This is a genomic window from Streptomyces triticisoli, from assembly GCF_003270085.1.
Classification (GTDB): domain Bacteria; phylum Actinomycetota; class Actinomycetes; order Streptomycetales; family Streptomycetaceae; genus Streptomyces; species Streptomyces triticisoli.
On sequence record NZ_QFDQ01000284.1, the window covers coordinates 1 to 8,771 of the forward strand.

The window sequence follows — 8,771 nt, forward strand, 5'->3', positions numbered from 1 at the left end:
CGCCCCGGCGGCGTGCAGCGCGGCCAGGCCGCGGCCGAACCGGACCGCCGCCCGCGGGCTCGGCCGGCCCTGCGGCACCCGGTCGGTCACCAGCCAGCGCCGGTCGTGACCGTGCACCACTGGGACCCGCACCGCGCCCGCCTCGGCGAGCCAGCGCAGTCCCGCGGCCTCGGCCCGCACCGCCCCCGGACCGTCGCCGCACTTGACCACGACCACCCGGCCGTCGTCGAGCGTCACCTCGGCGAGGGCCCCGGACAGCGGGCGCCGACCGGTCACCGGCCGCCCGGTCAGCCGGGCGGCCGCGGCACCCGGATCGTCGTCGGCGCCGGCCGTCGGACGGCGAGTCATACGGCGAGGCGCTCGCGCACCCAGGCGAGCAGACCGGGCATCGCGGCCTCGATCATGGCCAGCACCTCGTCGAAGCCCTCCGGGCCGCCGTAGTACGGGTCGGGCACGTCGAGGTCGCCGGTCGCGTCCGGGTCGAAGGAGCGCAGCAGCCGCACCCGGGAGGGGGCGTCGACAAGTCGCTGCAGCGCCTTCTCGTGACCGCCGTCCATGGCCAGGAACAGATCGGCGTCCAGATGCTCGGCCCCGACCTGCGCGGCCACGTGTTCGACCGGATAGCCGTACCGGGCGAGCACCTCACCGGACCGCTCGTCGATGGCCTCTCCCACGTGCCACGGGCCGATGCCGGCGCTGGTGACCCGCACCGCGTCCTCCAGCCCCTCCCGGCGCAGCTGCTCGGCGAACACCAGCGCGGCGGACGGCGAGCGGCAGATGTTCCCGCTGCAGATGAAACAGATGTGCACGGCCCCCAGGGTACGAGGCCCCCGCGGCGCCGGCCCGGTCAGCCGGACCGATCGCCCGCCGCCACCGGTTCCCGTGCGTGCACGTGGTAGACGTGGAAGGCCCGCCCGATGACCGGCTGGGCGACATTGCGCACCCGGACGCCGCCGCTGGTCATGCCGTTCTCCGTGCCGGCGTGCGCGTGGCCGTGCACGGCGAGGTCGGCGCCGGCCGTGTCGATCGCCTCGGCCAGCAGGTAGCTGCCGAGGAACGGATAGATCTCCAGTGGCTCACCGGCGAGCGTCTCCGGCACGGGGGAGTAGTGGGTCAGCGCGATCCGTACGTCGCACCCCTGCCTGCCCAGCTGCTCCAGCGACATCCGCAGCCCGTCCGCGCGGCGGCGGCTGTACCGGACGAACTCCTTCATCAGCGGTTCGCCGAACTCGCCCGCGCAGCGGCCGACGAAGCCGCCGCCGAACCCCTTGGTGCCGGCCACGCCGACGCGCGCCTCGCCGCAGGGCACGACGACACCGCGTCCCTCCAGCACCTGGGCTCCGGCGTCCTCCAGGACGGCGGTGACCTCCCCGGGCCGGTTGTCGTGGTGGTCGTGGTTGCCGAGGACGGCCACGACCGGGACCGGCAGGTCCCGGATCTCCCGTGCCACCACCCGGGCCTCCTCCGGTGTGCCGTGCCGGGTGAGGTCCCCGGCCAGCAGCAGGATGTCGGCGCACTCGGGCAACGTGTCGAACGCGGGCCGGAGCGTGCCCTGGCTCTCGGGCGCCATGTGGATGTCTCCGACGGCTGCTATCCGGATCATGCGAGATCCTCCGCGCGGTCGGGGGAGGAGGCGTCGGCGACGACGACGTCGCAGTGGACCCGGTGGCCGGCCAGCTCCTCGTCGACGGTGCGGCAGATCTCGTCCCGGCACCGGGCGGTGGGAACGGTGCCGGTCAGCAGCACCGCCTCGCCGCGCACCTCCAGCCGCACACCCAGTTCGGCCAGGGGGCCGGCGGCGAGCCGCTCCTTGAGACGGGCGACGCGGTACTCCAGGTTGTCGCCGGCGCCCGGAGCGCCGGACGCCCCTCCTGCGCCGTGGTGGCTCATGGCTGCTCCTTCCGCGGGGCGATGACGTCGAGGCGTTCGAGGAGGAAGAAGAAGGCGGCGGGCATGGGCTCGTCCCCGCAGTCCCGCCGGACGCGGTCCCAGTCGACCTTCTCCCGCAGAGCACGGGCGACGGGCAGTACGGCCCCGAAGTCGCAGTGGTGTTCGGAGAAGGCGCCGATCAGGCTCCACAGCAGATCGGTCGGTGAGAGGACGGGCATGCGCACCGAGTCGACCGGCAGTTCCTCGGCCCGGGTGAGCATCTCCAGGGAGACGGGCTGGTGGGCCAGTTCGAAGATGATGTCGACGTCCTGGCCGAAACACTTGGCCTTGATCAGCCAGTCCTCGGGCGGGGCGTAGACGGCCAGGCCGCCCTCGCGCAGCGTGTCGGCGATCCCTTCGGCGTCGGCGGGCCGTACGCAGAAGTCGGCGTCGTGCTGCAGGTTCTCGCTGCCGCCGTGGGCGTAGGCGGCCACGCTTCCGGCCAGCGCGAAGGTGTGCCCCTTCCGCTTCAGCAGGGCGCCCACCTGCTTGGCCGCCTCCAGGATGGCCTGGTTGCGGTCACGGGGCAGGTGCCGGTCCTGCGGCTCCGGTCCGGGGAGTGCCGGCTGTCCGCTCCCGCCAGTCGCCAGACGAAGGTCAGGGGGTCCCGCTCGCCGGGCGGGAGCCGCGTCGCCTCCGTTGCGCGTCATGACCACTCCCTTCACCGCACCGCACCGGACGACCGGTCGCCCGGCCGGGCAGGACGGCCGCTCGTGCGCCGGTCGGGTACCCGGTGCGCCCACGGCGACACGGTGGGAGCGAGTTCCGGCCGAGCGGGCGGTGGTCAGGCGGTGCGCAGGGTCTTCCCGGCGAGTTCGTGGGCGGGGAGCATCCGCTGGTGCTCCTCGGTGTCCAGGCCGCCCAGGTGCAGGACGACCGGGCCCTCGGGGGTGCTGACGGCCAGGGCGCGTTCCTGCTTCGACTCGTCCAGGATCTCGCTCGTGGAGAGGTACTCGACCTCGACGCCCTCGAGCCCGCCCGCACGGAACGGGCGGTACTTCTCCTTGCTCACGGCGCCCCCGGCGGCCACGAAGGCCCGCAGCACCGTACGCGCGTCACCCGCGTCCGGGGCGCCGGTCCACACGTGCAGGAAGCCGATGTTCCCGGCGGGCTTGGCGTCGATCTCGCACACGGCGGTCACCGGGCCCTGGCGCAGGAGCGAGTCGGCGGCCTCCTCGACGGCGGGGGAGTCCTTGGCCGGCCGGTCCACGGCCCCGGCCTTCCAGTACGCGGCGATGTCGAAGGTGACGGGAAGCTCGCAGGCCGGGCCGCGGGCGCCGACGGAGCCCCCGCTGCGGGCGGCGGCGGCCGTCTCGTCCGCCGTCGTGCTGGACGCGCCGGCGGCCGGAGCCGCGCTGTGCACCGATTCCGATGCCCCGAACACGCTGTCAGCGCCCCGCCCAGCAGCACCACCACGGCCGCCGCACCCCGCCACGCCGTCCCCGCCCCGATTCCCACCGCGTCTCTCCCGTCCTCGACGGCGCGTCACTGCAACGGAGCACGGTTGCGCATGTCTTGAGCACCCCACCCCGGGTACGCAGGTGGGGCGGCCGGGCTCGGGGACGGCGGACGAGGGGAGCGCACAGGTGACGGCTCAGCGGGTTCACCCCCTCGTTGTACGTCCCGTGCGCCGATCCCCGCGCCGTGAGAGATTGACCGGACTGATGCCCTGTTTGGGGTGTTTTGTTTACTCGGCTCGCCGGGTGCGAGCCCACGCCCGCCGACCCGCGCATGCCCTGCGCGCTTTCCGAGGCCCGGACGGCACGGGCCCGGACGGCACGGACTCGGCGGCCACGCCCGGCGGGCGACGACCGGCATCTCGGACAGCACGCGGCCGCGGCGCACCGCGGTACGGCCAACTACCGGAGGAAGCGGTACTCATGAGTGAGGCCATCAGGAAGGCAGCGCACAAGGTGACCGACGCCCTGCAGGGCGACGGCGCGGGACCGGAGGAGGGCGTTCCCGGCAAGCCCGCCCCCGAGTCACCGTCCGTCGCCGAGCCGACGGAGCCCAGGGAGCCGCTGCCGCCCAAGCCGGACCAGTCCGGCCCGGACACCTACTCCCCGACAGGACAGCCGACGGGCGCGGACCAGGCCAGGACGGCCCAGGCCGGGAGCTATCTGACCACCGCCCAGGGCACACGCCTCTACGACACCGACCACTCCCTCAAGGCCGGGCCCCGCGGCCCCGTCCTGCTGCAGGACCACCACCTGCGCGAGAAGATCATGCACTTCGACCACGAGCGCATCCCCGAGCGCGTGGTCCACGCCCGCGGCGCGGCGGCGCACGGCGTCTTCACCGGCTACGGCACGGCGGCCTCCGTGACCAAGGCGGCCTTCCTCGCCAAGGACGTCGAAACCCCGGTCTTCGTACGGTTCTCCACCGTGCTGGGCTCCCGGGGGTCGGCCGACACCGTGCGCGACACCCGCGGATTCGCGACCAAGTTCTACACCAGCGAGGGCGTCTTCGACCTGGTCGGCAACAACATCCCGGTCTTCTTCATCCAGGACGCCATCAAGTTCCCCGACATCGTGCACGCCGCCAAGCCCCACCCCGACCGGGAGATCCCCCAGGCGCAGACCGCCCACGACACCCACTGGGACTTCGTCACCCTGCACACCGAGGCCACCCACCACGTCCTGTGGAACATGTCCGACCGGGGCATCCCGCGCTCCTTCCGCATGATGGAGGGCTTCGGCATCCACACCTTCCGCCTGGTCGACGCCCGGGGGAGGACGACACTGGTGAAGTTCCACTGGAAGCCGAAGCTGGGCGTGCACTCGCTGGTGTGGGAGGAGGCGCAGATCATCAACGGCGTCGACCCCGACTTCCACCGCCGGGACCTCGCCGACGCCATCGAGGCGGGCGCCTACCCCGAGTGGGAGCTGGGCATCCAGACCTTCCCCGACACCCCCGAGCAGACCTTCGAGGGCATCGACCTGCTGGACCCGACGAACATCGTCCCCGAGGAGCTCGCCCCCGTACAGCCCATCGGGCGGCTCGTCCTCAACCGCAACCCGTCGAACTTCTTCGCCGAGACCGAGCAGGTCGCCTTCCACCCCGGCCACCTCGTGCCCGGCATCGACATCACCGACGACCCGCTGCTCGCCGGGCGCCTGTTCTCCTACCTGGACACCCAGATCACCCGCCTGGGCGGCCCCAACTTCGGGCAGATCCCGGTCAACCGCACGCACGCACCGGTCAACGACATGCTGCGCGACAGCTTCCACCAGACGGCCGTGCACCGGGGCGTCGCGCCCTACCGTCCCAACTCCCTGGACGGCGGCTGCCCCTTCACCGCGGGCGCGGACACGGGGGCGTACATCGAGACGCCCGTACGCATCCCGGAGGCGAAGAAGGTCCGTGAGGCGCCCGAGACGTTCGCGGACCACTTCAGCCAGGCGCGCCGGTTCTGGCTCAGCATGAGCCCGGTGGAGCGCGAGCACATCATCGGCGCCTACACCTTCGAGCTGGGCAAGTGCTACGAGCAGGCCGTCAAGGAACGGGGCCTGCAGGTGCTGGCCAACATCGACTCCGAGCTGTGCGCGGAGGTCGCCAAGGGCCTCGGGCTGCCGGCGTCCGAGCCGACCGTGCCCCTGGCCGACGTGCGGCCCAGCCCGGCGCTGTCCCAGGTCGGGCACACCTGGCCCACGGACGGCAGGGTCATCGGCATCATCGCCGGGCCGGGCGGCGACCTGGACGGCGTACGGACCGTGCGCGAGGCCGTGCTCGCCGGGGGTATGGTGCCCCTCGTCATCGCGCCGTCCGGCGGCAGGCTCAGCAACGGCGACGGGGCGCTGACCGTCCAGCGCAGCTACGCCACCGCGCGGTCCGTCGAGTTCGACGCCGTCCTGATCGCCGGTACGCCGGGTGTGGGCACCGACGCCTACGGGGCCCGTGACGCCAAGTCCGGCCTGCCCTCCGTACAGCAGGCGACCCACGACCCGCGCGTCAGCCTGCTGCTGTCGGAGGCCTTCCGGCACGGCAAGGCGATCGGCGCCTGGAAGGGGGCCGAGGCCGCGCTCGAGGCGGCCGGCGTGCCCGTCGACTCGCCCGGCGTGGTCCTCGGTGACAGCGGCACCGCCACACTGGAGCAGATCACCCGGCTCCTGGGCGCCCACCGCGTCTGGGAACGCTTCCCCGCCGGGGCCCCCGCCGGGGCCTGACCGGCACCGGTACTGTGCGGACCAGGCCGCCCTCGGCGCCGTGCACAGGGCGAATGTGGCGGAAGCCACGTCCCGAAGGCGGCCTGCGTCATATTTTTCCCCGAGGGTCGAGAGCTACCGTTTCACACGTCCTTTTTGTCCGTGAACAGCTCGAACGGCCCGGTAGTGCACGAAGATCTCTCCCCGCTCATCGCCGCCACCACCCACTGGCTGACCAACTCGTACCCGGCGTCCGGCGGCGCGCTCGCCGCCGCCCTCTGTGAGGTGCAGGCGCGCCAGGCGGTCACGGTCGCGGCCTGGCTGCGCTACCCGACGCCCATGGACGCCGCTCTGGTCACGATGGCCGGCCCCGGAGGCTCGGCCCGCCTGGACTGGATCACCGGTGCGGACGGCGCCGAGAGCGACTACCCGGACACCTACGCCTGGCGCACCTGGGTCGACGAGGTCGTCGCGAGCTGGGCCGCCTGCCTGCTCACCGACGCCGAACTGGCCGACCGCGCGGTGGACGCGCTCGCCGACCCCTCGGCCGCGCCGATCGAGTTCCGCCGCCTGCTCGCCCCCGACGACAGCGACCGCCACGCGGCGGCCCTCCTCCGCCACCCCGACCTCCTGTCCCCGGTGGCCACCCTCCACCACACCGAACTCCTCACCCGCCTCACCCCGGGCTCGGCCCTGGCGGCCTGAGCCGACGGGAGGGCCGGCCGCCCGTACCCGCGGCGGACTTCCCGGGCCACCGACCCCGGTCCGGTCCCGTGACCTGCGCCGCACCCGGCCCGCGGGGTGGACGCGCCGACCCGGTCCGGACGCTTGGCGGCCCCTCGGCCGAGGGCGCCCGGCCCGCGGTGGTGACCTTCGGTCCCGGCCGGCCGACCTGTACGAGCCGGGCCCGGTCCCCGCGGCCCGCTGTCGGCACCCGCACACCAGCTCTCCTGTCTGCCACAGGCGCTGCCCCCGCTCCAGCCGCCGAAGCCCCCGAGCCCGAGCTCCGGATGGCCGTCACCAGCCGGAGCGACGACGGATCGGACCGCACCTTCATCCCTTGCGAAGGCAAGGTCGACAAGAGGTGGCCGGAGGGCAATCCGGCGACCCTGAAGTACTCGTCCTCCGTCTGGTGCCTCCCGGCGCCGGACGCTCCCTCCCATGGCGGGCCACATCCAGGCTTCGCTGCACCGGAAGGGCGGGGAACTGCTGAATCGGGCGGAAAGGGGCGATATCGCACCGTTCGACCCGCCAAGCCCATCCCGGTGTGATCGCTTCTGCCCGAAGGGGGCGGCGGAGGAAGGCACGGCATTCGCGGTGTGCAAGCTCAACCACGCGCTGTTCACCCATCCCCTGGATGATCCGTGCTGAGCCGGGTGCCTGCGGGGAGGCGGCCCACAGCACGAGCGCGGGAAGCGAGCAGCCCGGTGTCGTCGGGGCTGGAGACCGCACGGTCCCGGATCGTCGCACAAATGCCCTTTGCCTGGGGCAGGTTCACCCTCGCGTGCGTGGTCGGCGGAAGTGGGGCGGGGCTAGCCTGGGTTCGGGACCACGAGTCGGCGGATCGGGGAGAGGACGTATGACGGGGGCAGGGTGCGTGGAGGTCACCGTGGCCGTGAGTGGCCCGGAGGACACGGCGGCACGACCGGGGGCGGACGACCTGCGGGAGTGGCTGCTGGGGGACCCCGAACTGCGCGGCGCGGTCGGCCGGGTCGCGGTGGGCGCGCCACCTGTCGGCAGCATGGGCGCGGTGGGCGAGTTGCTGCCCGTCCTGCTGGCACCGGGCGGGGTGACCGCCGCGCTGGCGGCGGGGATCGTGGCCTGGCTGCAGAGCCGCAAGGGCAGCCAGACCGTCACCATCACCCGGTCCGACGGCACCGTCGTCACGGTCGAGTCGCAGGGCGTGCGCGGACTGACCCCCGGGAGCTCCGGGGACGTTGTGCAGCGGATCGTGGATGCGCTGGAGGCGGGGCAGACGATCGGGCGACCGGGACCGGGCGGCGGGAGTCCGGATCCCGGTGGTGACGGGCCGAGCGGCGGTGGCGGCTCCGGCAGGAGCTGAACCGTGACGGACGAGTGGATGTCCGGGCTCGCCGGGGCCGACTGCCATGCCGTGGTCGTCGGTACGGGACGGCAGCCCGATGGTGCCGAGTTACGGAGCCTGCCCACACACCCTGGCCACCCTCGTCGAGCGGCAGGTGACCGCCGTGTCCGCGGAGCGGCTCCAGCTCCAGAGCCGCGTCCCCGAGCCCGAACCGGCAGCGGGTGTCCTCCTCACCGGCGGGACGAACAACTCCACCGACCGGTCCACCGGTCACGGAACGTCACGGATCGCCGGTTCCGACGCAACTTCTCACCAGGACCCCAGCGCCTCGCCCACCGCCTCCCGCGCCGCCGGGAGGGCCGCTGTGCGGTCCGAGGGGACCAGGCCGACGCGGGTGCGGCGGTCGAGGAGGTCGGACGCGTCGAGGGCTCCCTCGTGGTGGAGGGCCCAGACGAGTTCGGCGTGGGTGACGGGGTGGCCGTCCAGGAGGGGTTCGCGCAGGCGCGGGTCCCGGGCGCCCAGGGCGTGGACGGCCGGGGCCTCGGTGCCGTAGCGGCGGATCAGGCGGCGCGGTGCCGGAAGGGCGGCCAGCAGCCGCGGTGAGGCGGCGCCCACGAGGGGCAGGGCGGCCGTGGGGGAGGGGCCCGCGGCCA

11 protein-coding genes are annotated in these 8,771 nt (G+C 73.7%); 4 read left to right on the forward strand and 7 right to left on the reverse strand.

Going from position 1 to position 8,771, the window contains the following annotated elements; translation table 11 throughout:
* From DEP02_RS31965 to DEP02_RS31990, 6 genes are all read right to left on the reverse strand, one after another.
* Nucleotides 1–348, reverse strand: a 348-nt coding sequence (locus DEP02_RS31965; RefSeq protein ID WP_157977588.1) for a phosphotransferase, incomplete at its 3' end; no start/stop codon positions are given.
* Nucleotides 345–809 (reverse strand): low molecular weight protein-tyrosine-phosphatase, encoded by a 465-nt coding sequence (locus tag DEP02_RS31970; protein WP_112471171.1) that lies wholly within the window; start codon nt 807–809, stop codon nt 345–347. The genes DEP02_RS31965 and DEP02_RS31970, both read right to left, overlap by 4 nt.
* A gap of 38 nt (nt 810–847) precedes the next feature.
* The gene (locus DEP02_RS31975; RefSeq protein WP_112471172.1) at nt 848–1,603 is read right to left on the reverse strand and encodes a metallophosphoesterase family protein; all 756 of its coding nucleotides are present in this window, start codon (nt 1,601–1,603) and stop codon (nt 848–850) included.
* Nucleotides 1,600–1,890, reverse strand: a complete 291-nt coding sequence (locus tag DEP02_RS31980) for a hypothetical protein (RefSeq protein WP_112471173.1) — start codon at nt 1,888–1,890, stop codon at nt 1,600–1,602. Before DEP02_RS31980 ends, DEP02_RS31975 begins: the two co-directional genes overlap by 4 nt.
* Nucleotides 1,887–2,579, reverse strand: a complete 693-nt coding sequence (locus tag DEP02_RS31985; protein ID WP_112471174.1) for a nucleotidyltransferase family protein — start codon at nt 2,577–2,579, stop codon at nt 1,887–1,889. The genes DEP02_RS31980 and DEP02_RS31985 overlap by 4 nt, the downstream gene beginning before the upstream one ends.
* Nucleotides 2,580–2,713: 134 nt before the next feature.
* The gene (locus tag DEP02_RS31990; RefSeq protein ID WP_332872031.1) at nt 2,714–3,313 is read right to left on the reverse strand and encodes a lipoprotein; all 600 of its coding nucleotides are present in this window, start codon (nt 3,311–3,313) and stop codon (nt 2,714–2,716) included.
* A 496-nt stretch (nt 3,314–3,809) separates the two neighbouring features.
* Between DEP02_RS31990 and DEP02_RS31995 the strand changes: the two genes are divergently transcribed.
* From DEP02_RS31995 to DEP02_RS32005, 4 genes are all read left to right on the forward strand, one after another.
* Nucleotides 3,810–6,095, forward strand: a complete 2,286-nt coding sequence (locus DEP02_RS31995; RefSeq protein WP_112471175.1) for a catalase — start codon at nt 3,810–3,812, stop codon at nt 6,093–6,095.
* A gap of 165 nt (nt 6,096–6,260) precedes the next feature.
* Nucleotides 6,261–6,779, forward strand: coding sequence for a hypothetical protein (locus DEP02_RS32000; RefSeq protein ID WP_112471176.1), 519 nt, complete (start codon nt 6,261–6,263; stop codon nt 6,777–6,779).
* A gap of 456 nt (nt 6,780–7,235) precedes the next feature.
* The gene (locus DEP02_RS33785; protein ID WP_157977589.1) at nt 7,236–7,445 is read left to right on the forward strand and encodes a hypothetical protein; all 210 of its coding nucleotides are present in this window, start codon (nt 7,236–7,238) and stop codon (nt 7,443–7,445) included.
* A 208-nt stretch (nt 7,446–7,653) separates the two neighbouring features.
* Nucleotides 7,654–8,136, forward strand: coding sequence for an effector-associated constant component EACC1 (locus tag DEP02_RS32005; protein WP_157977590.1), 483 nt, complete (start codon nt 7,654–7,656; stop codon nt 8,134–8,136).
* Between the two features lie 291 nt (nt 8,137–8,427).
* Here the strand turns inward: DEP02_RS32005 and DEP02_RS32010 are convergent.
* On the reverse strand, nt 8,428–8,771 hold a 344-nt coding region (locus DEP02_RS32010), incomplete at its 5' end, for a glycerol-3-phosphate dehydrogenase C-terminal domain-containing protein (RefSeq protein ID WP_332872032.1).